General features: G+C 39.2%; 29 protein-coding genes. 28 read left to right on the top strand and 1 reads right to left on the bottom strand.

Annotated elements, in window-relative coordinates:
- The first annotated feature begins 64 nt into the window (after positions 1-64).
- The 22 genes from EKM68_RS01380 (at position 65) to EKM68_RS01275 (ending at position 17,465) form a co-directional block, all read left to right on the top strand.
- Entirely contained in the window at positions 65-358 is a 294-nt protein-coding gene (locus EKM68_RS01380; protein WP_125587886.1) for a BMC domain-containing protein, read from the top strand.
- A gap of 11 nt (positions 359-369) precedes the next feature.
- Entirely contained in the window at positions 370-1,386 is a 1,017-nt protein-coding gene (locus tag EKM68_RS01375; protein WP_125587885.1) for a DMT family transporter, read from the top strand.
- 1 nt (position 1,387) lies between these two features.
- Positions 1,388-1,672, top strand: coding sequence for a hypothetical protein (locus EKM68_RS01370; protein WP_125587884.1), 285 nt, complete (start codon positions 1,388-1,390; stop codon positions 1,670-1,672).
- Between the two features lie 12 nt (positions 1,673-1,684).
- Positions 1,685-1,984 (top strand): BMC domain-containing protein, encoded by a 300-nt coding sequence (locus EKM68_RS01365; protein ID WP_125587883.1) that lies wholly within the window; start codon positions 1,685-1,687, stop codon positions 1,982-1,984.
- A gap of 18 nt (positions 1,985-2,002) precedes the next feature.
- The gene (locus EKM68_RS01360) at positions 2,003-2,311 is read left to right on the top strand and encodes a BMC domain-containing protein (protein WP_125565743.1); all 309 of its coding nucleotides are present in this window, start codon (positions 2,003-2,005) and stop codon (positions 2,309-2,311) included.
- An 18-nt stretch (positions 2,312-2,329) separates the two neighbouring features.
- On the top strand, positions 2,330-3,784 hold the full coding sequence (locus tag EKM68_RS01355) for an aldehyde dehydrogenase family protein (RefSeq protein WP_125587882.1): 1,455 nt from the start codon (positions 2,330-2,332) through the stop codon (positions 3,782-3,784).
- Positions 3,785-3,806: 22 nt separating this feature from the next.
- On the top strand, positions 3,807-6,359 hold the full coding sequence (cutC, locus tag EKM68_RS01350; RefSeq protein WP_125587881.1) for a choline trimethylamine-lyase: 2,553 nt from the start codon (positions 3,807-3,809) through the stop codon (positions 6,357-6,359).
- 25 nt (positions 6,360-6,384) lie between these two features.
- The gene (gene cutD / locus EKM68_RS01345; protein WP_125587880.1) at positions 6,385-7,338 is read left to right on the top strand and encodes a choline TMA-lyase-activating enzyme; all 954 of its coding nucleotides are present in this window, start codon (positions 6,385-6,387) and stop codon (positions 7,336-7,338) included.
- Between the two features lie 42 nt (positions 7,339-7,380).
- On the top strand, positions 7,381-7,734 hold the full coding sequence (locus EKM68_RS01340) for a BMC domain-containing protein (protein WP_125587879.1): 354 nt from the start codon (positions 7,381-7,383) through the stop codon (positions 7,732-7,734).
- On the top strand, positions 7,731-8,162 hold the full coding sequence (locus EKM68_RS01335) for a EutP/PduV family microcompartment system protein (RefSeq protein WP_125587878.1): 432 nt from the start codon (positions 7,731-7,733) through the stop codon (positions 8,160-8,162). Before EKM68_RS01340 ends, EKM68_RS01335 begins: the two co-directional genes overlap by 4 nt.
- A gap of 15 nt (positions 8,163-8,177) precedes the next feature.
- Entirely contained in the window at positions 8,178-9,320 is a 1,143-nt protein-coding gene (locus tag EKM68_RS01330; RefSeq protein WP_125587877.1) for a 1-propanol dehydrogenase PduQ, read from the top strand.
- Positions 9,320-9,892 (top strand): hypothetical protein, encoded by a 573-nt coding sequence (locus EKM68_RS01325; protein ID WP_125587876.1) that lies wholly within the window; start codon positions 9,320-9,322, stop codon positions 9,890-9,892. Before EKM68_RS01330 ends, EKM68_RS01325 begins: the two co-directional genes overlap by 1 nt.
- Positions 9,879-10,715: an ethanolamine utilization protein EutJ gene (eutJ, locus tag EKM68_RS01320; RefSeq protein ID WP_125588074.1), complete on the top strand. Its 837-nt coding sequence runs from the start codon at positions 9,879-9,881 to the stop codon at positions 10,713-10,715. Before EKM68_RS01325 ends, eutJ begins: the two co-directional genes overlap by 14 nt.
- Before the next feature lie 14 nt (positions 10,716-10,729).
- The gene (locus tag EKM68_RS01315; RefSeq protein WP_025023773.1) at positions 10,730-11,032 is read left to right on the top strand and encodes a bacterial microcompartment protein; all 303 of its coding nucleotides are present in this window, start codon (positions 10,730-10,732) and stop codon (positions 11,030-11,032) included.
- On the top strand, positions 11,026-11,289 hold the full coding sequence (locus EKM68_RS01310) for a EutN/CcmL family microcompartment protein (RefSeq protein WP_025023772.1): 264 nt from the start codon (positions 11,026-11,028) through the stop codon (positions 11,287-11,289). The genes EKM68_RS01315 and EKM68_RS01310 overlap by 7 nt, the downstream gene beginning before the upstream one ends.
- Positions 11,290-11,303: 14 nt before the next feature.
- On the top strand, positions 11,304-11,933 hold the full coding sequence (locus EKM68_RS01305) for a cupin domain-containing protein (RefSeq protein ID WP_125587875.1): 630 nt from the start codon (positions 11,304-11,306) through the stop codon (positions 11,931-11,933).
- Positions 11,934-11,944: 11 nt separating this feature from the next.
- The gene (locus tag EKM68_RS01300) at positions 11,945-12,619 is read left to right on the top strand and encodes a BMC domain-containing protein (RefSeq protein WP_125587874.1); all 675 of its coding nucleotides are present in this window, start codon (positions 11,945-11,947) and stop codon (positions 12,617-12,619) included.
- A gap of 26 nt (positions 12,620-12,645) precedes the next feature.
- Positions 12,646-14,202, top strand: a complete 1,557-nt coding sequence (locus tag EKM68_RS01295; protein ID WP_125587873.1) for an acetaldehyde dehydrogenase (acetylating) — start codon at positions 12,646-12,648, stop codon at positions 14,200-14,202.
- 17 nt (positions 14,203-14,219) lie between these two features.
- Entirely contained in the window at positions 14,220-14,909 is a 690-nt protein-coding gene (pduL, locus tag EKM68_RS01290) for a phosphate propanoyltransferase (RefSeq protein ID WP_125587872.1), read from the top strand.
- A 12-nt stretch (positions 14,910-14,921) separates the two neighbouring features.
- Entirely contained in the window at positions 14,922-15,221 is a 300-nt protein-coding gene (locus tag EKM68_RS01285) for a BMC domain-containing protein (protein WP_125587871.1), read from the top strand.
- A 98-nt stretch (positions 15,222-15,319) separates the two neighbouring features.
- Entirely contained in the window at positions 15,320-16,651 is a 1,332-nt protein-coding gene (gene nox, locus EKM68_RS01280) for a H2O-forming NADH oxidase (protein WP_125587870.1), read from the top strand.
- A 133-nt stretch (positions 16,652-16,784) separates the two neighbouring features.
- Positions 16,785-17,465, top strand: a complete 681-nt coding sequence (locus EKM68_RS01275; protein ID WP_125587869.1) for a DUF4867 family protein — start codon at positions 16,785-16,787, stop codon at positions 17,463-17,465.
- Between the two features lie 40 nt (positions 17,466-17,505).
- On the opposite strand, the gene EKM68_RS01270 is transcribed toward EKM68_RS01275, so the two are convergent.
- Positions 17,506-18,039 carry an NADPH-dependent FMN reductase gene (locus tag EKM68_RS01270; protein WP_125587868.1) on the bottom strand — a complete coding sequence of 178 codons (534 nt, stop codon included), beginning with the start codon at positions 18,037-18,039 and terminating at the stop codon, positions 17,506-17,508.
- Positions 18,040-18,129: 90 nt separating this feature from the next.
- Here EKM68_RS01270 and EKM68_RS01265 point away from each other — a divergent pair, with 90 nt between their 5' ends.
- The 6 genes from EKM68_RS01265 (at position 18,130) to EKM68_RS01240 (ending at position 23,398) form a co-directional block, all read left to right on the top strand.
- Entirely contained in the window at positions 18,130-18,585 is a 456-nt protein-coding gene (locus tag EKM68_RS01265) for a MarR family transcriptional regulator (protein WP_125587867.1), read from the top strand.
- Between the two features lie 585 nt (positions 18,586-19,170).
- Positions 19,171-20,145, top strand: a complete 975-nt coding sequence (locus EKM68_RS01260) for a mannose/fructose/sorbose PTS transporter subunit IIA (RefSeq protein ID WP_125587866.1) — start codon at positions 19,171-19,173, stop codon at positions 20,143-20,145.
- Positions 20,146-20,176: 31 nt separating this feature from the next.
- Positions 20,177-20,986: a PTS mannose/fructose/sorbose transporter subunit IIC gene (locus EKM68_RS01255; protein ID WP_125587865.1), complete on the top strand. Its 810-nt coding sequence runs from the start codon at positions 20,177-20,179 to the stop codon at positions 20,984-20,986.
- An 18-nt stretch (positions 20,987-21,004) separates the two neighbouring features.
- Positions 21,005-21,916: a PTS system mannose/fructose/sorbose family transporter subunit IID gene (locus EKM68_RS01250; protein ID WP_125587864.1), complete on the top strand. Its 912-nt coding sequence runs from the start codon at positions 21,005-21,007 to the stop codon at positions 21,914-21,916.
- Between the two features lie 110 nt (positions 21,917-22,026).
- Entirely contained in the window at positions 22,027-22,407 is a 381-nt protein-coding gene (locus EKM68_RS01245) for a DUF956 family protein (protein ID WP_125587863.1), read from the top strand.
- Between the two features lie 259 nt (positions 22,408-22,666).
- Positions 22,667-23,398 (top strand): CPBP family intramembrane glutamic endopeptidase, encoded by a 732-nt coding sequence (locus tag EKM68_RS01240; protein ID WP_164509325.1) that lies wholly within the window; start codon positions 22,667-22,669, stop codon positions 23,396-23,398.
- The last annotated feature ends 85 nt before the right edge of the window (positions 23,399-23,483 follow it).

Genomic DNA, 23,483 nt, shown 5'->3' with positions numbered 1-23,483 from the left:
GTTCTATATTTAAATCGTTAAGTTATGTAAGCGCTTAATTACATACAAACTAGGAGGAACGATTATGAAGTTCGATGCATTAGGTATGGTAGAAACAAAAGGCTTGGTAGGATCAATTGAAGCGGCTGATGCCATGGTAAAGGCTGCGAATGTCTCATTAATAGGAAAAGAACTTGTTGGTGGCGGAATCGTTACTGTAATGGTAAGAGGCGATGTTGGAGCCGTTAAGGCAGCCACAGACGCAGGAGCAGCAGCAGCAGAGCGTGTTGGAGAAGTATTATCAGTTCACGTAATTCCTCGTCCACACAGTGAAGTAGAGTCAATTCTTCCAAATGCACCTGCAAATGTAACTGAATAAGGAGGATTCCTATGAATAGTGGAAAGAGCATTATGAATACTTCCGCAGTTTCTGCGGATACACAAATGAAAGCTGTTGGTAAAAAATTCCAGGTAACTGGGATTTCCAACGGCTTAGTTTCTGGGTTGACATATGGTATCTATTCAACCTTAGTAGTTGTGGCCAGTGGTTATAACCCACTAGTAAGTGCCGCAGGAATCCTGGCAGCTCCATTTGTTGCTTCAGGATTGAACGACTTGTTTGCCGGAATTTGGTTATTATTCTACAACGCAAAACAAGGTCGATTAAGAGAACTTGGACGTACATTGAAAACTAAACCAGGAAAGATGTTAGTTATTGGCTTCCTATTAGGTGGACCAATTGCTAACGGTGCTTATCTAGTTGGATTGGCATTAGCGGGTGCTTATGCAATTCCAATTTCAGCAACATGTAGTTTATTCGGAGCATTATTTGCTTGGATCTTCTTGAAACAACGTCCTACAAAACGTGTTGTTTTAGGAATGTTAATGTGTGTTGCCGGAGCTATTGTTATTAACTTTGTTAAACCACAAGGTGCACCAAACTTTACTTTAGGAATTATTTGCGCATTGATCGCCGCTGTTGCTTGGGGACTTGAAGGAGTCTTCTCAAGTTTTGGTGGTGCAATGATCGATACTGACGTAGCAGTTAACCTACGTGAATTAATCTCAGGTTTATTCGCATTACTTATTGTTGTTCCACTTATCGGTGGCGGAATCAAATTACTTGGTGGAACACTTTCAGCTCCATCACCAATGCTTTGGTTAGCAATTGCCGGAATGAGTGCAGCTATTTCATTCGTTAGTTGGTATAAGGCTAATTCAATGGTTGGATGTGCGGTTGGTATGTCACTTAACGTTACATACGCATTCTGGGGCGTTTTGTTCTCAGTCTTGTTCTTAGGACAAGCATTCACACCAACAATCGTCATTGGATCAATCGTCATCGTACTTGGTGCCATCGTCGTTACAATGAATCCTTTGGATCTATTTAGAAAAGGAGATGCATAAGATGTTACTACCTAGCAGGATGGCAGTTTTAAATCATATGTTTGATAAAGACGAAGTCGACGTTAAGTCAGTTATGGCAGCCTTAAAAGACGACTACGGAAATGAAAAACAATTTAATGAAAAAATGTATCTCGATCATCTGATGGCTCTCGAAGCTAATGGATTGGCAGAAATGTCAAGCTACGACTTAAATGAGAACGGTGATCTGGTTATGAAATACAAAATTACTGATGACGGTAAAAGTACCGTTGAAAAATACGTTGATAAACGTTATCGGGTTGCGTAAGGAGGCAGAGATGTGAGATTTAGAGGCGAAGAAGCAGTAGGCTTCATAGAAACCATCGGCTTAGTGCCAGCTTTGAAAGCTGCAGACATTATGTTAAAAGCCGCAGACGTAGAGTTGATCTCTTACGAAAACATCGGTTCCACATTAGTAACAATTATGATCAAGGGTGACGTTGCCGCAGTTGAGGCATCTGTTGAAGCTGGAGCAATCGCAGCTGATGCAATTGGTAAGTTAACGGCCAAGAACGTAATTCCTAGACCAATCCCAGCAGTTGGCGATATCGTATCAGTTCACGATATCGATCATCAGTAAAGTACGAGGAGAGAGAATATGAAGACATACCAAGCAATCGGTGCTATTGAAACATTCGGCCTCGTCTTTGTAGTTCAAGCAGCTGATGCAATGTGCAAAGCCGCAGATGTCGATGTAGTCGGTTATGAAAATACGGCTTCAGGTTATATCTCGGTAATCGTCCAAGGCGATGTAGCCGCATGTAAATCAGCCGTTGAAGCAGGGGTTAAGGCAGTAGAAAACATGGGTGCTGAAGTTTACAGCTCAGTCGTTATCGCAAGTCCTCATCAAGACTTGAACAAGATAATCGACCGTTACTCATTAGATATATTATTGGATGAAAAATAATAGAAGGAGTTGGGCAAAATGCAGTTTGTGGATAAAGATCTGAAATCAGTCCAGGAAGCAAGGATATTAGTCGAATCTGCGCGCGATGCCCATGTTCTTTTGAAGGAATACAGTCAACAAGATCTTGACCGAGTAATTGATAAATTAATGTCAGACATTCTTATTGAAATCCCTGAACTAGTGGATTTGGAAATTGCGGAAACAAAAGCTGGCGTTAAGAAAGACAAATTAAAACTATTTGAAGAATTTCTTCCTATTCTAGAAGATAAACTTAAAAATCAAAAAGTTATTGGAAGCTTGAAGGAGAATTCCCATAATCAAATCGAAACGATTGGTGTTTCATTAGGAGTCGTTGCAGTATTACTACCAACTGAAAATATTATTTTGAACAGTTTGTACGCAACACTGATTGCTATTAAATCTGGCAACACAATCATCTTGGTTCCACAATCAAGAACTGAAAAAGTTGTTGCAAGATTTTATAGCAAAGTAGCTCACATTTGCCAAGAATCGGGACTTCCAAAAGGAGCCATCGGTTATATGGAGAATACGGCGGATGAAGGTGTTACTCAAATACTTGCTCATCCAGATACAGCCATTGTGATTGATATCGGTGTTCCAAAATACTTTGACAACAATCAAGTTGTTAATAAACCGATGATCTACGGTGGTACCGGATCAACACCAGTCTTCATCGAGCACACAGCTGATATTGCTCAAGCAGCTAAATCAGTTGTGGATAGTCGCTCATTTGATAACGGACTTTTACCAGCAGCTGAACAATTTGTTCTCGCCGAAGGCGTCGTTGCTAACGAAGTTAAGTCAGATATGAAAGAAGCAGGAGCTTACTTCTTGTCTGACAGCGAGGAAGAACAATTACTAGGCAGCTTATTCTTAGATGAAGATCATGTAAACCCATTGTTCGTAGGACAAAGTGCCACATGGTTAGCTAAACAATCAGGATTCAGCGTACCGGAGAATACCAAGGTTCTTGTATCAGAGAAACCTTACATCTTCGATGAGAATCCATTTACTGACGAGTTGAAGTGCCCAATCTTAACATTCTATGTTGAACCAGATTGGATGCACGCTTGCGAAAAATGTATCAGATTATTAAAGACAAAGAGAAATGGTCACACCTTAGCAATCTATTCAAACGATGAAGCGGTTATCAAAGAATTTGCATTGAAGAAACCAGTCGGCAGAATGATCGTTAATGGACCAGCAAGTTTCTCAAGTATCGGATTAAATTCAACATTACCAGTTTCGTTGATTCTAGGCGGTTTAACTACTGGACGAGGATTCATTTCCAAGAACGTTGTAGCTGAGGACCTAACTTATCAAAGAGACATCGGATATACAAAACCAAACATTCCTAACAATGTAAAGGTTCAAGAAGTAACTCAGGAAAGAGATATTTCGGCGGACAAAGAATTATTAGCAAAAGTATTAAAGAAAATTATGGATCAATAAATTTAAGAAGTGAGGGAGTCAGATGGACGTTAAAGAATTTTCAACTAAACTCGCCGCAGCAACACAAGATCTCAGCCAAGAAGAAAGAAATGCACTAATGAAGATGTTCTCATCAGTTTCAGATCACATCGAATCAACTGATGGAGCAATCGTAGCTGGTAAAGATCATTTAGACGATCAAACAACAACAGAAGTTCCAGATGGAATCACACCAAGATTGAGTGCCTTAAAAGACAATTACTTGGATCAAAAACCATCAATCACAACTTACCGTGCACGTGCTATTACTAAGATTGCCAAAGAAAATCCTGGTATGCCAAAAATTGAATTACGTGCTAAATGTTTCCGCTACTGTTGTGAAACAGCACCTTTAGTAATTCAAGATAATGAGCTTATCGTTGGAGCACCTAACGGAGCACCTCGTGCCGGAGCATTCTCACCAGATATCGCTTGGCGTTGGATGGAAGACGAAATCGATACAATCGGTACTCGTCCACAAGATCCATTCTATATCTCAGACGAAGACAAGAAGATCATGCGTGATGAACTTTTCCCATATTGGAAAGGCAAGTCAGTTGATGAATACTGTGAAGACCAATACCGCGAAGCTGGTGTTTGGGAATTATCAGGTGAATCATTCGTATCAGATTGTTCATACCATGCATTAAACGGTGGTGGAGATTCAAACCCAGGTTACGATGTAATCTTGATGAAGAAGGGTATGATCGACATCCAAAACGAGGCTAAAGAACACCTCGAAAAATTGGACTATGAGAACCCAGATGATATCGAAAAGATTTACTTCTACAAATCAGTTATCGATACTACAGAAGGTGTTATGATCTACGCTCGTCGTATGTCAGAATACGCTGCAGAAAAAGCTGCTAAAGAAACAGATCCAAAACGTAAAGCAGAACTTCTAAAAATTTCAGAAATCAATGCTAAAGTTCCTGCACACAAACCTGAAACATTCTACGAAGCAATCCAAGCTGTATGGACAGTTGAATCACTATTGGTTGTTGAAGAGAATCAAACAGGTATGTCAATTGGACGTGTTGATCAATACATGTACCCATTGTTTAAAGCTGATCTTGAAGCAGGACGCATGAACAATCATGAAGCCTTTGAGCTTGCAGGTTGTATGTTGATCAAGATGTCAGAAATGATGTGGATCACAAGTGAAGGTGGTTCTAAGTTCTTCGCTGGTTACCAACCATTTATCAACATGTGTGTCGGTGGTATTACAAGACAAGGTCAAGATGCTACTAACGACTTAACATACTTACTAATGGATGCTGTAAGACACGTTAAGATTTATCAACCATCATTAGCATGTCGTATCCACGCTCATTCACCAAGAAAATATCTCAAGAAGATCGTTGATGTTGTTCGTGCCGGAATGGGATTCCCAGCATGTCACTTCGATGATACACATATCAAGATCATGTTAGCTAAGGGTGTATCGATTGAAGATGCCCGTGACTACTGCTTGATGGGATGTGTTGAACCACAGAAGTCAGGTCGTTTGTATCAATGGACTTCAACGGCTTATACACAATGGCCAATCTGTATTGAATTAGCTCTTAACCATGGTGTTCCACAATGGTACGGCAAGAAAGTTACACCAGACTTGGGTGACTTGTCACAATACAAGACATACGATGAATTCGATCATGCCGTTAAAGAACAAATCAAGTACATCACAAAATGGACAGATGTAGCAACCGTTATTTCACAACGTGTTCATCGTGAACTAGCTCCAAAACCATTGATGTCAATCATGTATGAAGGCTGTATGGAACATGGTAAAGATGTTTCATCCGGAGGCGCAATGTATAACTTCGGACCTGGTGTTGTTTGGTCAGGACTTGCTACATACACAGATTCAATGGCAGCTATCAAGAAATTAGTCTTTGATGACAAGAAATACACATTGGACCAAATGAATGAAGCATTGAAAGCAGACTTCGTAGGATTCGATCAAGTACGTACAGATTGCTTAAACGCTCCTAAATATGGTAACGATGATGATTATGCTGATCTTATTGCAGCTAACCTTATCAACTTTACTGAAATGGAACACAGACAATTCCATACACTGTACTCAGTATTGAGTCACGGAACATTGTCAATCTCAAACAACACACCATTTGGTCAAATGACAGGTGCATCAGCCAATGGTCGTAAAGCTTGGGTTCCATTATCAGATGGTATCAGTCCAACACAAGGTGCAGATTACAAAGGCCCTACAGCTATTGTTAAGTCAGTATCTAAGATGGCAAATGACAGTATGAACATTGGTATGGTTCATAACTACAAGATCATGGCCGGATTGTTGGATACACCAGAAGGTGAAGAAAGTTTGATCACATTACTTAGAACAGCAAATTCTCTAGGTTGTGGACAAATGCAATTCAACTACTTGGATAATCAAACATTGATCGATGCTCAAAAGCATCCTGAAGAATATCGTGGTTTGATTGTGCGTGTTGCTGGATACAGTGCCTTCTTCGTTGAATTATGTAAAGACGTTCAAGATGAAATTATTAGTCGTACAATGCTAACGCAATTGTAGATTTTAGAGCTGGAGATGGGAAAGCATGATTGATGAACAAGAAAAAGAACGGATAGAAAGACAGGCCTTTGTTTTCAATGTACAAAAATACAGTCTGTATGACGGCCCGGGAATCCGAACCATCATCTTTCTCAAGGGTTGCCCACTACGTTGCAGATGGTGTGCTAATCCAGAAGGCCTTAATCGAAAATTCGAAGTAATGTACAAAGAAAGTATTTGTAGTCAATGTATGGCTTGTGTTGAAGCTTGTCCAAAGGGGATTCACTACATTGACGAAAATGGTAATCACCAAGTACGTCGTGACATTTCATGTGATGGCTGTCGTAAGTGTGAGGAAGTTTGTCCAATGAGTGCTCTTCATATAACAGGAGAAATCAAAACGGTTTCTGAATTAATGAAGATTGTTCACGAAGATGATGCTTTCTACGAAACTTCCGGTGGTGGCGTTACATTGAGTGGTGGTGAGTGTACATCTCAACCTGATGCAGCTTTAGCAATTCTAAAAGCTTGCAAGGAAGATGGACTAAACACAGCCATTGAAACATGTGGACACAGTCGCATGTATCGTTTGATGGAAATGGCAGATTACATTGACTTATTCCTATTCGATATGAAACACATGGATCCAGTTAGACATAACGAATTAACTGGTATCAGTAACGAAAAGATCCTTGCTAACTTGAAGGAATTATTCAAGAGAGGATACAACGTTAAGATCAGAATGCCTATGTTGAAACAAGTTAATGATAGTCATGAAGAAATTCAACAAATCGTTGATTTCTTGATGCCATACAAAGACTTGCCAAACTTCCACGGTATCGATTTACTTCCATACCACAAACTAGGAGTTGCCAAATATGGTCAACTAGGTATCGATTACCCAGTTAAAGAAGATCCAAGCTTGTCAGATGCAGATCTAACAAGAATTGAAGGATGGATCAAAGAATATGACTTCCCAGTAAGAGTTGTTCGTCACTAGAGACGGAAGGCGTTGACTTTCAAAAGGAGAGGAGGAATTCCCATGGCAGTGGATAGCAAAGAAACCACACAACGTATGATTGAAGAATCAATTCCAGGTAAGACAGTTACCTTGGCGCATGTGATTGCTTCACCGATTCAAGATGTGTATCAAGCACTAGGCATCGAAGAAGAAGGAGCCATCGGGATCCTCAACGTATCTCCATTTGAAACAGCAATGATTGCTGCAGATACAGCCGCAAAAGCAGCTGATATCACAGTTGGATTCTTAGATCGTTTCACCGGATCGGTAGTTATCTCAGGAGATGTTCAAAGCGTTGAAGTCAGTTTGACCGAGGTTCTGCGAGTATTCAGAGATGTACTTGGCTTCGAAGTTGTTGGAGTAACAAAAACATGAAACCGAGAGTGATGCTCGTTGGGCCAAGGTTGAGCGGTAAAGCAACTATTGCTACATACCTTGAGCAATCAGAAGTGCCACTTAGAAAAGTTGACAATATCGTTTATCGCAAAGAGACGGTTACCGTGCCAGATAATTATTTAGAATGTCCCTGGATGTATAACCACATCATAGCGTTACAACAAACAGCCAAGTGTGGTTTGTTCATTCAACCGATGAAGGCTCACAAGGATACTTATCCACCGAATTTCGCGAAAGTCTTCCGAATCCCCATATTCGGAATCATAACTTACCACGACTCATACACGGACGATGAGTATTCATACACTGAGCGGCAGTTGATGGACACAGGAATCAAAAAAATAGATGCAATTATAAATCTGGATAAACCAGAAGAATTAAGTAGATTAGATCAATTATTAAATTAGAGAGGAGGCGAAAAAATGGGAAGTTTCAAAATGCCTACAAAGATTTATTCGGGACATGGCGCAGTTGATAAGATTCGTGACTTCGGTATCAACCGAGCACTCGTTATCTGTGACCCATTCATGGAAAAGTCCCACAAAGTTGACAATATCACCAAAGTATTTGATGAATTGAAGACACCATATGCAGTATTTTCAGAAGTTGTACCTGATCCAAGTATCGATGTTGTTTCAAAAGGAATCGCCAAAGCAATCGAGATCGAACCTGATGCAATCATTGCTTTAGGAGGCGGTTCTGCATTGGACACAGCTAAGTCAGTTAGACATATTTATTACGGAGTAAAGAATGATAAAAAAATCCAACTGATCTGTGTTCCAACTACTAGTGGTACTGGTAGTGAAGTTACATCTTTCGCTGTAATCTCTGATCCCGCCAATAACGGAAAATACGCATTAGTCGACGAATCAATGGTTCCCGATATTGCAATTTTAGATTCAGAATTTACATTAAGTGTACCTGCTGGTGTAACTGCTGACACAGGCATGGACGTGTTGACTCATACACTTGAGGCATACGTTTCAACCGATGCCACAGACTTTACAGATGCTCTTGCTGAAAAAGCAATGCGCATCATCTGGGAAGATCTAGTAGATGTCTATAAAGATGGAAGCAATGCTGAATTAAGAGAGAAAGTTCATAACGCATCTTGCTTAGCCGGAATGGCATTCAGTGAAGCATCGCTTGGTATCAGTCACAGTTTGGCTCACGCCTTAGGTGGAAGATTCCATATTGCTCACGGAAGATGTAACGCTATGCTACTACCATATGTAGTCGCTTATAACGCTGGACTTGATCTACCAACTGATAGTGAACCAGCATTGGCTAAGTATCAACAAGCAGCTAAGATGTTGGGAGTTCAATCAGGAACAGCTAAGACAAGTGTTACCTTATTGATTTCCAGAATCCAAAGAATGTCCAAACAAATGAACATTCCTAAGACAATCGAAGAATGTGGAATTGATAATGCGGAATTTATGGAAGCAATTCCAGATATGGCCGAAGCAGCCATGAATGACAAATGTACACTTACAAATCCAAGGCAACCTAAGAAGGAAGATCTCGAAGGGTTGTACAAGAGAATTTGCAGAGGTGGATTCTAATGCATTTCATAACAGAGCAAGACATTCAATTTGAAAACAGAAAAACTCCAATATCCAAATTCTTTCTTGCCTCTGACGATCGATTAACACCTGGAGCTCGACAATATTTGATAGATCATCAAATAAAAGTAGTTGATTCCAATTCCAAAGTTGATTCAGTGACGACCACAGTAGAGGACGTCGAAAAAAAGACCGAGGAGTTGAATCAAAACTTCCAATTGTTGGAACTAGAACTTCAAGATGCAGCTTTGAAGGCAAATGAAGTCGATCTAGCATCCAGTCAGCGAATCTTTTCACTGTCTGAGATGCCTGTGAAAATTCAACAAGACCAAGTAGTTGATTCATTAGAAGAAATTGTTCCAAGTAAGGAAGAACAATCTCAATTAAACAAACAAAACCTCCTTACACCACAAGGGAAGATTTTGATCAAACTAAAACGCAGCCAAGTAGTTGCCGAGGGTTTGAAAAGCAAGACAACAGATTCCCAGAGTTATTCATTGGACAGTTTGATTCAATGTATCGACAACGAAATCCATTTATTGATAGGAGAAGGCCATGATGGTAGCGAATGATATGCAAAGATGCGACGAGCTGGTAAGCCAATTCGAACAAGTGATCAAGAAGCCTATAAAAAGTAAGACAAAGGCTTATTACACTGGAGTCGATTTGGGAACAGCCTGCATTGTGTTAGTAGTAATGGATGAAAATTATCAACCCGTCGCTGGAGCATATCGTTACGCAGATGTTGTCAGAGATGGAATGGTAGTCGATTACATCGGTGCTATTACGATAGTTAGAGAATTAAAAGAAAAGCTCGAAGAACAACTTTCCACAGAATTGATTTATGCAGCATCAGCAATACCTCCAGGGACAGATACCTTGGATGGAGGAGCAATTAAGAATGTTGTCCAAAGTGCCGGATTTGAACTTACAAATGTTCTAGACGAACCCACAGCGGCAAATCTAGTTTTGAATATCAAGAACGGTGCGGTCGTTGATATCGGTGGTGGTACTACCGGAATCTCGATCATCAAAGATGGTAAAGTTATCAAAGTAGCTGATGAAGCTACTGGTGGAACACACTTGACCTTGGTAACAGCTGGATCATACAAACTTCCATTTGACCAAGCAGAGTTGTTCAAACGCGACCCTAAGAATCAACCAGAATTGATTACAGTGCTAAAACCTGTAATTGAAAAGATTGCTTCTATCATTACAGAACAGATCGACGGATACGATGTCGACGGATTATATCTAGTAGGTGGAACAGCTTGTCTCGGTGGACTTGAAGATATCATTGAAGCCAGAACTAAGATTCCAACGTTCAAACCTGCAAATCCAATGTTTGTAACACCATTAGGAATCGCATTAAGTTGTACGGATCAATTAATGTAAAGGAGAGGAAAATTATGGACTTAAGAATTATTAAATCACCTGGTGAAGGAACACTTGCCATTCTGAAACGTCGTAAGGGTTCAGGACCTAGAGAAGAAATTCCTACTCCTGATGCAGTTGGCCTAGTACAAGGTAAGCTGATTGAAATGGTATGTGCAGCAGATTTGGCTGAAAAAGCCGTAGGTGTAACTGTTGAAGATATTCGTGGGTCATGTCCACAAAATATGATCATGTTGGCAATCTTCGGTGATACCGCATCAGTAATGTCAGCGATGGAGACAATTGAAAAGGGAAGCAAGGCTCAAGAAGAATGGTAACAGCGAAACTAGTCGATAATATCTGGGCAACCAGAAAATCTGACCGGTTAAACGGCTTAAAGCTCATGCTTGCAGAATTGATTGGTGGATCCCGTGATGGGGAACGATTAGTAGTCTGCGACGTGATCGGCGCAGGAATCGGTGATCGGGTAATTATTACCACCGGATCCTCTGCTAGAAGAATGCTGGAAGATGATGCGATTCCAGTAGATGCAGCTGTGGTCGGTATTATTGATGAAAATTGCGAATCTGTATAGGAGAGGGCTAGGCTATGAAAAAATTGATATGTGCCGATGATATTACTAAGGCACACGAACAAGGCACTCAGACGATTTGTATTGATAGTAAAAACACGATTATTACTCCTTCAGCAAGGGATATGGCCGATGCGCTAGATCTTAAGTTTGAAGAAGGAGCAGCCAAAGAAGACAATCCTCTGAATGTTGCCTTACCAAGTAATTTGACTAAAGAGACACTTGTGGAAATGCTAAAAGCAATTTTAGCTGGAGATGCACCTAGTGATAAACCATTTATCTACAAACAGCATAGCAATGGATTGAAGACCGTTGATGGATCAAGCGTCAAGATGGATGTATTCGAAACAGGAAATCCAGAAGCAAACGTTCATTTTCAGGAAATTATTAGTAAAGAAGAATCTCATATAAGTGCGGGATTCCTGGAAATCGATCATTCACACTTTGATTGGGAATTGTCTACTTATGAAGAAATCGATTATGTTATCGACGGAACATTAACAATTGCTATCGACGGAACTACATACACAGCTCATGCTGGAGATGTTGCCTTTGTACCTAAGGGTAGCAAGGTAACATGGGGTTCACCAGATAAAGCAAAGATCTTCTATGCAACATATCCAGCTAACTGGGCCGATTTGGTCTAAAGGAGTAAGCGATGAAAGCATTAGGATTAGTAGAAACCCACGGTTTGATTGCTTCAATCGAGGCTCTCGATGTCATGTTGAAAACAGCAGAAGTACAGTTACACTCTAGAGAATTTGTCAGAGGCGGATTAGTGACAGTCACAGTTGTTGGCGATGTCGGCGCCGTTCAGACAGCTGTAGATGCAGCTGATTCTGCAGTCAGAAATCTCGGTGAAGAATTACTTTGTTCAACTCATGTAATTCCAAGGCCTGATAGTAGTATCGAGGGATTGTTTCCACAAGGACCTGAGACAATCAAATCAGACGAAGATGATGTAGAAGAATTAATGAAAGAAACAGAAAGCCAAATAGACGAGGTCAAATCCAGATCGAACCAAGACGATTCGGACGTAACTGATAAACATGATGAAGTAGATTCAGAAGAGCCATCAGCAGAAGAAGCAGACCCAACAGAGGATGTTTCGACAAATAATCCAACTGACAATGCGGATTCGGCAGATGTCCCAAAGACTGAAGAAACTTCTGAAGGTGAAATTACTGAAGATGAATTGAAGAACATGAAGGTAGTTGATCTAAGAAACATGGCCAAAAAGCATTCGGATTTTCCGATAGCTAGAAAAGATATCTATCGAGTCAATAAAGAGAAGCTTATTAAGGCATTGTTCGACTACTTTAATAAAGATTGACCTGAGGAAGTAGAGGAGTATCAGTAATGAATAACTTTGACAAGGATTTACGCTCAATTCAAGAAGCACGTGATTTAGCAAGAGCAGGACATAAGGCAGCCGTAGAAATGTCTACTTTCAACGAAACGCAAGTTAATGCAATTCTTGAAAGCATGAAGACAGCCGCAGAAAAGTTCTCTGTTAGCTTAGCTAAAGCAGCCGTTGATGAAACAGGTTTTGGTAAGGTAGCTGACAAAGCATACAAGAACCATGCCGCATCAACATTGCTATACGAACAAATCAAAGACGAAAAAACAGTAGGAATCATTCATGAAGACAAAGAAAAAGGTCTGATGGATGTCGCTGAACCAGTTGGACTAGTTCTTGGTATTGTACCTTCAACAAACCCAACTTCAACAGTAATCTTCAAAGCTATGATCGCTTTGAAGTCAAGAAATGCTATCGTCTTTGCTCCACATCCTGCAGCCGCTGAATGTACTAAAAAAGCAGCTGACATGATGAACCGTGCAGCTGTTGCTGCTGGAGCTCCAGAGGGTGTCATCAGTTGTGTCGAGAACTCAACAATGGGTTCAACCAACGAATTGATGCACGCTAAAGAAGTTAAGCTGATCATCGCCACAGGTGGTCCTGGTATGGTTAAGGCAGCATACAGTTCAGGTAAGCCAGCCATCGGTGTTGGTGCTGGTAACTCACCAGCCTACATCGAACGCAGTGCTAACGTTAAAGACGCTGTTGCCAAAATCGTTGCAAGTAAGACATTTGATAACGGAACAATTTGTGCTTCAGAACAATCAATTATCTGTGAAGAAGTCAACAAAGACGAAGTTATCAGTGAATTAAAGGCCAAGGGTGCATACTTCATGTCACCTGAGGAAACAAATATGGCAACCAAAGTTCTCTTCAAGAACGGTGGACACGCTATGAACGCAAAATTTGTTGGACGTTCTCCACAAACTATTGCTAACGCGGCTGGTTTCACAGTTCCATCAACAGCAACATTGTTGATCGGAGAACAAGGCGGTGTCGGTGAAGGTTATCCACTTTCATACGAAAAACTTACAACTGTTCTTGGATTCTACGTGGTCAAGGATTGGGAAGAAGCTTGTCACTTAAGTATCGACCTACTACAAAATGGTATTGGTCATACAATGAGTATTCATACTAATAACCGCGACATGGTATTGAAATTTGCTGCTAAACCAGCATCACGTATCCTTGTAAATACCGGTGGTAGCCAAGGTGGTACAGGTATCAGTACTGGCTTACCAATTGCCTTCACATTAGGTTGTGGTACTTACGGTGGAAGTTCTGTATCAGAGAATGTTAGTCCTAAACATCTTCTTAATATCAAAGAAGTAGCATACGGCCTAAAGGACGTAACTACATTGGTAGAAGACGACAAGTCATTCAACCATCCAGAACTAGTAGATAGCTTTGGAGCAGATGAAGATTGTGAAGGTTCAAGCTGTCAAACAGCTCCGGCATCACAATCAGCAGCAGCTCCTAAGAAGGACTTCTCAGATGATGATTTGAAACAATTATCAGATGTAGTTCGCAAAGTATTAACACAAATGAATGCATAGAGAAAGGTGGGTAAACCATGGAAGATTACGAAGAATTATTAGGTACGCTTCTTGAGAAATTGAGCCCAAGTAGTAGTAATGCAGCTAAAATCACTAATGCAGCCGCAACTACAACAACGGCATCTAATGATCAAATGATTCCAGTAGGAATTTCGAATAGACATATTCACCTTTCTCAAGATGCACTAGATAAGTTATTTGGAACAGGTTATCAACTAACTAAGTTGAAGGACTTGTCTCAACCAGGTCAATTCGCAAGTAAAGAATGCGTTATGATCTGTGGACCTAAAGGAACAATCAGTAAAGTGAGAATTCTAGGTCCTGTCCGTCCCCAAACTCAAGTTGAGATTCTTCAAGGAGACTCATTCAAACTTGGAGTTAAAGGAGTTCTGCGCTTGTCAGGCGACTTGAGCGGAACACCAGGAATCACCATCATTGGACCTAATGGTTCACTTGAGATTCCCGAAGGTGTAATCGTGGCTAAACGTCACATTCACATGCTTCCAGAACAAGCAGCTAGATTCGGCGTTACAAATGGCGAATCAGTTGCAATCAAGTTTGATGGTCCAAGAGGCGGTACATTAACTGACGTTATCATTCGCGCTAAAGCGAATTCCGGCTTAGAAGTACATATTGATACTGAAGAAGCCAATGCACTAGGAGTTACACCAGGTACACAAATCAAAATTATTAAGAGTGAAAATTAGGAGGAATAAAAAATGAAATCAGATGCATTAGGTATGATCGAAACTAAAGGATTAATCGGTTCAATTGAAGCAGCAGATTCAATGGTAAAGGCTGCTAACGTTACACTTGTAGGTAAAGAAAGAGTTGGCGGTGGTATCGTCACAGTTATGGTTCGTGGAGATGTTGGTGCTGTTAAAGCAGCTACAGATGCCGGAGCAGCAGCTGCACAACGTGTTGGAGAATTACTATCAGTTCACGTAATTCCTCGTCCACACGCAGAAGTAGAATCAATTTTGCCACATACAAACGCAACAATCGCAGAAGAAGACTAATCTAAAAATTCAAATTAAGAAGCTGACCGGATATCATTCGTAGATGGTTCAGCTTCTTTTTTCTTAATTAATAATAGGTAGATCAAGTAGGTGAAATAATGACAAAAACAATTATCATTGGTTCAAACCATGCCGGCATCGCTGCAGCTAATACTTTATTGGATAATTATCCTGATCAAGAAGTAACGATGATCGATCAAAATAGTAACTTGAGTTACTTGGGATGTGGAACAGCACTCTGGGTCGGTCGACAGATCGATTCATATGAGAAGTTGTTCTATACCAAGAAGGAAGACTTTGAAGCTAAAGGTGCCAAGATTTATTTGGAAACATCTGTTTCAAAAGTTGATTTCATTACCAAAAAAGTTTATTGCAACTCACTTGATGGCAAGTCATTTGTTGAGAAGTATGACAAATTGATTTTGGCAACAGGTTCTGTTCCTATCAAACCTAATATTCCTGGGGCTGATCTCGACAATATTCATTTCTTGAAGTTATTCCAAGATGGCCAAACAGTTGATAAGTTGTTGGATCAATTTGATATTCGTAATGTTGCAGTTATCGGTGCTGGATATATCGGTGTGGAAATTGCTGAAGCAGTTAAACGTCGTAATAAGAATGTTTTATTATTTGATACCGCTGATCGTTCATTATCAAGTTATTATGATAAAGAATTCACTGACAAGATGGACGAAAATTTGATCGAACATGGAATAGATGTTCATTTCAATGAACGCGCACAAGAATATAAAGGAACTAACAAGGTTGAATCTGTCGTAACTAACAAAGGTGAATATCCAGTTGACTTGGTTATCAACGCAATTGGATTCTTACCGAATAACTTCTTAGGTAAAGATTATCTGGAATTATTCCGTAACGGTGCTTATTTTGTTGATGATCATCAACAGACATCAGATCCTTCGGTGTACGCTGTTGGGGATTGTGCAACTATCTATTCGAATGCACTTGAGAAGACCACTTATATTGCCCTAGCAACTAATGCTGTACGTTCAGGTATTGTGGCCGGTCATAACGTTGGTGGGACTAAGCTGGATGCGACTGGAGTTCAAGGCTCAAATGGTATTTCAATCTTTGGATTGAACATGGTTTCGACAGGGATGTCGGTCACTGCAGCTAAGAAGAACGGATTTGATGTTCTATATACCGACTTTGAAGATACTCAGAAACCTGGTTTCATGAAAGAAAATGCCGAAGTTAAAATTCGTATTGTTTATGATGCAGATAATCGTCGAGTTCTAGGAGCACAGATGTGTTCAACCGCTGATATTTCAATGGGAATCCATATGTTTTCGTTGGCAATTGAACAAAAAGTTACAATTGATCAACTTAAATTGTTAGATATCTTTTTCTTACCGCACTTTAATCAACCATATAATTACATTACGATGGCTGCTTTAAATGCTAAATAACGTTGCTATAATAGTGTTTAACCACTTTTTGCTGTTAGTTTGATGTCAGAAGTTAGACTTGACTAAAACGTTTTCAGATGTTAGATTATGTTTGAAATGAACAACAACAAACAGCAAAAGGGGAAAGCATTCAATGAGCACATATGAAGATTTCAAAAAACTAAATCCAGATTACAAAATTTTAACGATCGATGATCCTGACTTTAAGAAGTACGGAACGGTTTATACTGACTATGATATTAGTGAGATCAATGACTTTATGAATAATAAGGTTAAGATCTCAAGTCCGGGTAATACCTACGTGCCTTCAAATCCAGCCCTTGAAGAAATCAGTACTATTCAAGAGATTGGAACAGATGTCTTCGCCGGTATGCCTATTGAAGCTGGCGAATGTACAGGACAATCAACTAGCTTCACAGCAATCGAATATCACCAAGGAAGCGAATTGAACATCTTCCAAACAGATGTCATTATGGTTCTTGGTAAACGTCAAGTATTGGACACAAAGGGCTTGTACAGTCCTAGCGAAGATGGACAGATCTTCTTTGTACCAGCTGGTACAGTGGTTGAATTCTACAGTGATACTCTTCACTATGCACCAATCAAGGTTCACGATTCAGGTTTCAAGTTTATCGTGATGTTGATTGCAGGAACAAACCAAGAATTACCTGCTGACTTCAAGAGCAACAATCCTCGTATTGTTAAGAAGAACAAGTTCCAAGTTGTTGATCCAAGCAGAAAAGATAAAATTGCTACTGGAGTTAAAGTTGGTTTGACTGGTAAGTTAGTTACTATGAAACCTTTAGCTGAATAATAAAAAATCTCTTCGTTCAAAAAATGAGCGAAGAGATTTTTTATTGTCTTAAAATATTTTTAAATTCATTTCCAATTTGTTCGATAGCAAATTCGTTTTGTTTGAAGTCTATTTCGGGCTTGACAGGCTGACCAGGCACAATATTGAGACTAGCTTTACTATTTAAGACATTCATGTGTAATCCCTTGAGCACAAAACTCAATGCTAAATCAGCCATATAACCGCCATGAGCGCCAAATACAATAGTAGAGACTGGTTTGTGTGCCCATTCTGTATATAAGTAATCTAGCGCATTTTTTAGAACAGCAGGATAACCCCAGTTGTATTGAGGATAGACGATAATGAAACCATCAAAGCTATTCACCAACGATGCCCATTCTTTAGTATGTTCATTTTGATAATTCCCATGAGCGGGAATGTCTGGTTCATCTAGAAATGGCAGATTTATTTTTTCCAGATCAATTAACTCATAATTTAATTCGGAGTCTTGTAATGTTGTTTGCACCCATGTAGCAATATCTAAGCTGACACGTGTAGGACGATTGCTACCAACAATTATTCCAATTTGTTTCATAAAGAGTACCTCCTAAATATTTATTCATCTGAATAGATATTTTACAACTAATATCTCTTATGTCAATATGTATTCAGGAGAATAAATAATATGGAAAACATAATTGAATTATTAAATCAATTTTTGATTAAAGACTCGAAAGGCGATAAAGAAAAACAATGGGCGGCCGACCAGATTAATGATGAAGGCTTAAAACAAGCTATTAATACCTTTGAAAGTCGTGAATTTCGACTTATTGGTTTGTTTAAGAACACCGATACAATACTTTTAAAGACACTACCTCAAAAACTGAAGGTTTCCCAAGCATCGAGTTCTCGTTCAGCATCTAAGCTGCAGAAGGCGGGATTAATTGAAAAAACTAAAAGTGAAGATAATCAGAAAGAATGGATTTTGAGACTAACTGATGATGGTCACACCATACTATCAATTAAGAAAAGATTAGATCAAAAAAATTTAAAAGAATTAAAAGATAGAACTAGGAATTTTTCAGATGAAGACGTATTGAGATTAAGTGAACTATTAGAAATAATCGTTGAGCATTCTTAATTGAGAGGTAGTTACCACTTTCAGGAAACTAACTGGTAATTACCAATTATGAAGAATCCCATAACCACGGTATTTATAGGCGCAAGTAAGGTGCCATTGCTGATTTCTATGAAAAGCGACTTTAGATAATCTTAAGAAACAAACTGAAAAATGTAAAAAAATATTTTTTTACCTAAAGTGGAACGAAAACATGAAAGTATCGGTGATCGTATGGTTTTTCAACACTGTTAGCTGACTACTATTGTTTGTTTAGAACAATAGTGAACTTTGGAGTATACCGATGGTACTGGTGTCTGAAACGCCTATTACAGTAGGACTTTGTGTCATAACGAAGGCATACAAAAATCAAAAAATGCGAATAATTATTCTTTGACGTAATGGCAATTTACGTGCCAATTGATTTTTTTTGTTTAAAGTGGTGTTTTTTTTCTGAAAAAATGATATTATGAAAGGGTTCACATGAAGGGTGAGCTCGTTAAAGCGTTTTAATTATGAAATAATTCAATTTTATTTTTGTGTACTCGTTACCATAAGGTAGCTGTTGTAAGCGCTTTAATACATATTTAAATATAAGGAGGATTAAAGATGGTAGGGATTATCATTGCTAGTCACGGTGAATTCGCCAAGGGCATCAAGCAATCCGGATCTATGATTTTCGGTGAGCAAGAAGATGTAGAAGCTGTTACATTAATGCCTGATATGGGACCTGATGACTTAAAAGCAAAGCTTGAAGAAGCAGTTGCTACTTTTAAAGACCAAGACCAAGTATTGTTCCTAGTCGATCTTTGGGGTGGTACACCTTTCAATCAAGTCAATGGCTTGTTTGAAGCACATAAGGACAAGTGGGCAGTTGTTGCCGGCTTGAACTTACCAATGTTGATCGAAGCATATGCTTCACGTCTATCAATGGAAAGCGCACAAGAAATTGCTGCACATATCATTGAAACTGCAAAAGAGGGAGTTAAGGTTCGTCCAGAATCACTTCAACCAAAAGAAGCTAAAGCTGCTGCACCTGCTGATACTTCTGCTAATGCTGGTAGACCAGGATCATTCGATTACGTCTTAGCACGTATTGATTCACGTCTACTTCATGGACAAGTTGCTACTGCATGGTCAAAATCAGTAACACCTACACGTATTATCGTTGTATCTGATGCTGTTGCTAAAGATGATCTACGTACTCAATTGATTCAACAAGCTGCACCAGTTGGTGTTAAGGCTCACGTTGTTCCAGTTGATCAAATGATCAAGTTAGCAAAAGATGACAAACACTTCGGTGGTCAACGTGCATTGCTATTATTCGAAACACCTCAAGATGCACTACGTGCAATTGAAGGTGGGGTTCCATTGAAAGAACTTAATGTTGGATCAATGGCTCATTCAATTGGTAAAGTTCAACCTAATAAGGTTTTGGCCTTCAGCCAAGATGATGTTGATACATTTAAGAAGCTTGAGGATAAGGGTATCAAGTTTGATGTTCGTAAAGTTCCAACAGATTCAAAGGATAATATGGACAATATCTTGAACAAAGCTCAAGAAGAATTAAATAAGAATAAATAATTTTTAGATATTTTATGGAGGGTTAATACTTATGCAATTAAATGCTATTCAAATTGTATTAGTCGTTCTAGTATCATTCCTAGCTGGTATGGAAGGTATTCTTGATGAATTCCATTTTCACCAACCAGTTATCGCATGTACTTTGATCGGCTTAGTTACAGGTAATTTAGTACCTTGCTTGATCCTAGGTGGTTCATTACAAATGATCGCTTTAGGTTGGGCAAATATTGGTGCCGCTGTTGCTCCTGATGCTGCTTTGGCATCTGTTGCTTCTGCAATTATTTTGGTTTTAGGTGGCGAAGGTAAAGCCGGAGTTGCTTCAGCTATTGCTATCGCTGTTCCCCTTGCCGTTGCTGGATTGTTACTAACAATCATTGTTCGTACAATCGTAACTGGTATCGTTCATATCATGGATAAGGCTGCCGAAGAAGGTAGTTTTAGAAAGATTGAAATGTGGCAGATTATTGCTATCTGTTTACAAGGTATTCGTATCGCTATCCCTGCAGGTATGATTCTTGCTATTGGTGCTGGCCCTGTTAGAGCTATGCTACAAGCTATGCCTGCATGGTTAACTGATGGTCTTGCCATTGGTGGTGGTATGGTTGTTGCCGTTGGTTATGCAATGGTTATCAACATGATGGCTTCTAAAGAAGTATGGCCATTCTTCGCAATTGGTTTCGTTCTAGCTACAGTTACACAGCTTACACTTATCGCACTTGGTACTATCGGTATTTCACTAGCCTTGATCTACCTAACTCTTTCTAAGAGTGGTGGCTCAAACAACGGCGGTGGAGGTTCAAACACCGGTGATCCAGTTGGCGACATGATAGATAATTACTAGGACGGAGGAAGAATAAAAATGGCAGAAGAATTAAAGTTATCTAAAAAAGATCGAATCTCCGTTTGGTGGCGTTCAACTTTCATCCAAGGTTCATGGAACTACGAACGTATGCAAAACGGTGGCTGGGCATATTCAATGATTCCAGCACTTAAAAAATTATATACAACTAAAGAAGACCGTGCCGCTGCTTTGAAGCGTCACTTGGAATTCTTTAATACTCACCCATACTTAGCTTCACCTATCTTAGGTGTTACTATGGCTCTTGAAGAAGAACGTGCCAATGGTGCTCCCATTGATGACGTTGCTATCCAAGGTGTTAAAGTTGGTATGATGGGTCCTTTGGCTGGTATTGGTGATCCTGTGTTCTGGTTCACTGTTAAGCCTATTGTTGGTGCCTTGGCTGCTTCATTAGCTATGACAGGTAGCATTTTAGGACCAATCATTTACTTCGTAGTATGGAATGCAATTCGTATGGGATTCATGTGGTATACACAAGAATTAGGTTACAAAGCCGGTTCAGCTATCACAGAAGATATGTCTGGTGGTTTGCTACAAGACATTACTAAGGGTGCATCAATTCTAGGTATGTTTATCTTAGGATCGTTGATCAACCGTTGGGTTGTTGTTAAGTTCACACCAACTGTTTCTACAGTTAAACTTGATAAGGGTGCCTACATTGATTGGGCACATTTACCATCAGGTGCAAAAGGTGTTCAACAAGCTCTTATCCAACAAAAAGCTGGTCTATCATTAACACCTGATAAAGTTACAACATTGCAAGATAACTTGGATCAATTAGTACCAGGTTTGGCCGCTGTGCTTCTAACTTTCTTCTGTATGTGGTTACTAAAGAAAAAGGTTTCACCAATCGTTATTATCCTTGGATTATTCGTTGTTGGTGTACTTCTACACGTTATTCACATTATGTAATAATTTAATCGAGCATTTGGCTCCTTATTGGATGGACTCTTATGGGTTCATCCTTTTTTAGTTGTATAATACTAATAATTATTAATTGTCAAAGAAATGGAGTGGATTAAATGGTCCAATCAATCAACACAAAATCTGATCTCGTAATTGATGGAACCTCTCATATGGGATTGTCTGAATATGGCAAGATCATGATTGGAGATAAGGGATTTGAATTTTATAGTGATCGTGATAAGAAGAACTTTATTCAGATTCCCTGGGATGAGGTTGATAAAGTAATCGTCTCAACAGTTTTCAAGGGTAAGTGGATTCCACGTTATGCTTTTAAGACTAAGAAGAATGGTTTGTTTACCTTCTCTTCAAAAGATCCTAAGAAGGCTTTACGTACTGTACGTAAGTACATTGATCCTAAGAATATTGTTCAATCATTAGGGTTCTTCCAGGTACTTAGTCGTAGTCTGAAAAATATTTTTACTAGAAAAAACAAATAGACGCCGATAGGCGTCTATTATTTTTGAGTATTTGTATTTTGAGGTTATTTGCATAACCGACTTGAAAGTATCATTGAAGGGTGAGAATCTTTCAAGAAGTATCAAAGATTAATTGAAATCATTGTCGACGAGTGGTAACGACCACTATTACTCGACTTCTATAGAATACTATATGGAACGGGTTCCATGTCAAATTATTTTTAAAAATAATCAAAAATGTTAGAATTAGTCAAAAATGAAAAGAGTGGAGTCAGATAAAATGAAAATATTTAAGTCTTCACCTCTCAAGATAGTTGTAGTGTGGTTGATATTTCCAATTATGCTGTATGCTTCTGCCGCAATTATACCATCAGGATTATCGACGAATACCAAACAAGGAATGGCCGATCTAATTGTATTTTTAGTTGCATACTTTTTGAATCGCTTGTGGTTTCATCAACCGATCAATTGGTTCAATATGGATAGAATATTTGATCAGCTCAGTACGGCTTTACCGACAATAATATTTGTTGCATATTCAAGTGCGGCCATGTTTTTTGTCAAAGATATGAGATTTCAGATGGATGTTTTGATAATGACGATTTTGGTCGGTTTAGCAGAGGAATTCTGCTTTCGAGGACTATTGATCCCGTTATTCTTAAAACGGTTCAGAGGCAACGCTTATTATGCTGTGATTGGCTCTAGTGTCTTATTTGGATTAATGCACTTGATCAATTTGAAGAGTATTTCTTTTGGATATGTATCGATTCAAGTTATCTTTGCAATTTCCTTCGGATTACTATTAGGTGCAATCTACGTTAAAACGAATAATTTGCTACTTGTAGTGGCTTTGCACATGCTTAAGGATCTGTTCCCATTATTGTCACCAAGTACGCTTAGAGAGGCAGCTAAGATGCAATTCTCGATAGCTGCATTGATTGTTTGTATTATTTGGTTGATTTTAACGATTATTATTGCTCGTAAGCAGACCAAAGGTTTGATCATAAACTAAAAGGATTCGGCTCTTTGTCAAATAGTATTGATGAATAACTTTTAACCATAGGCATCCTCATTGAGGATGCCTATTTTCATGCACA

It is taken from the genome of Companilactobacillus jidongensis, from assembly GCF_003946575.1.
Lineage (GTDB): Bacteria > Bacillota > Bacilli > Lactobacillales > Lactobacillaceae > Companilactobacillus > Companilactobacillus jidongensis.
Note: the sequence above shows the minus strand (reverse complement) of the source record. Positions and strands in the feature narration are given on the sequence as shown.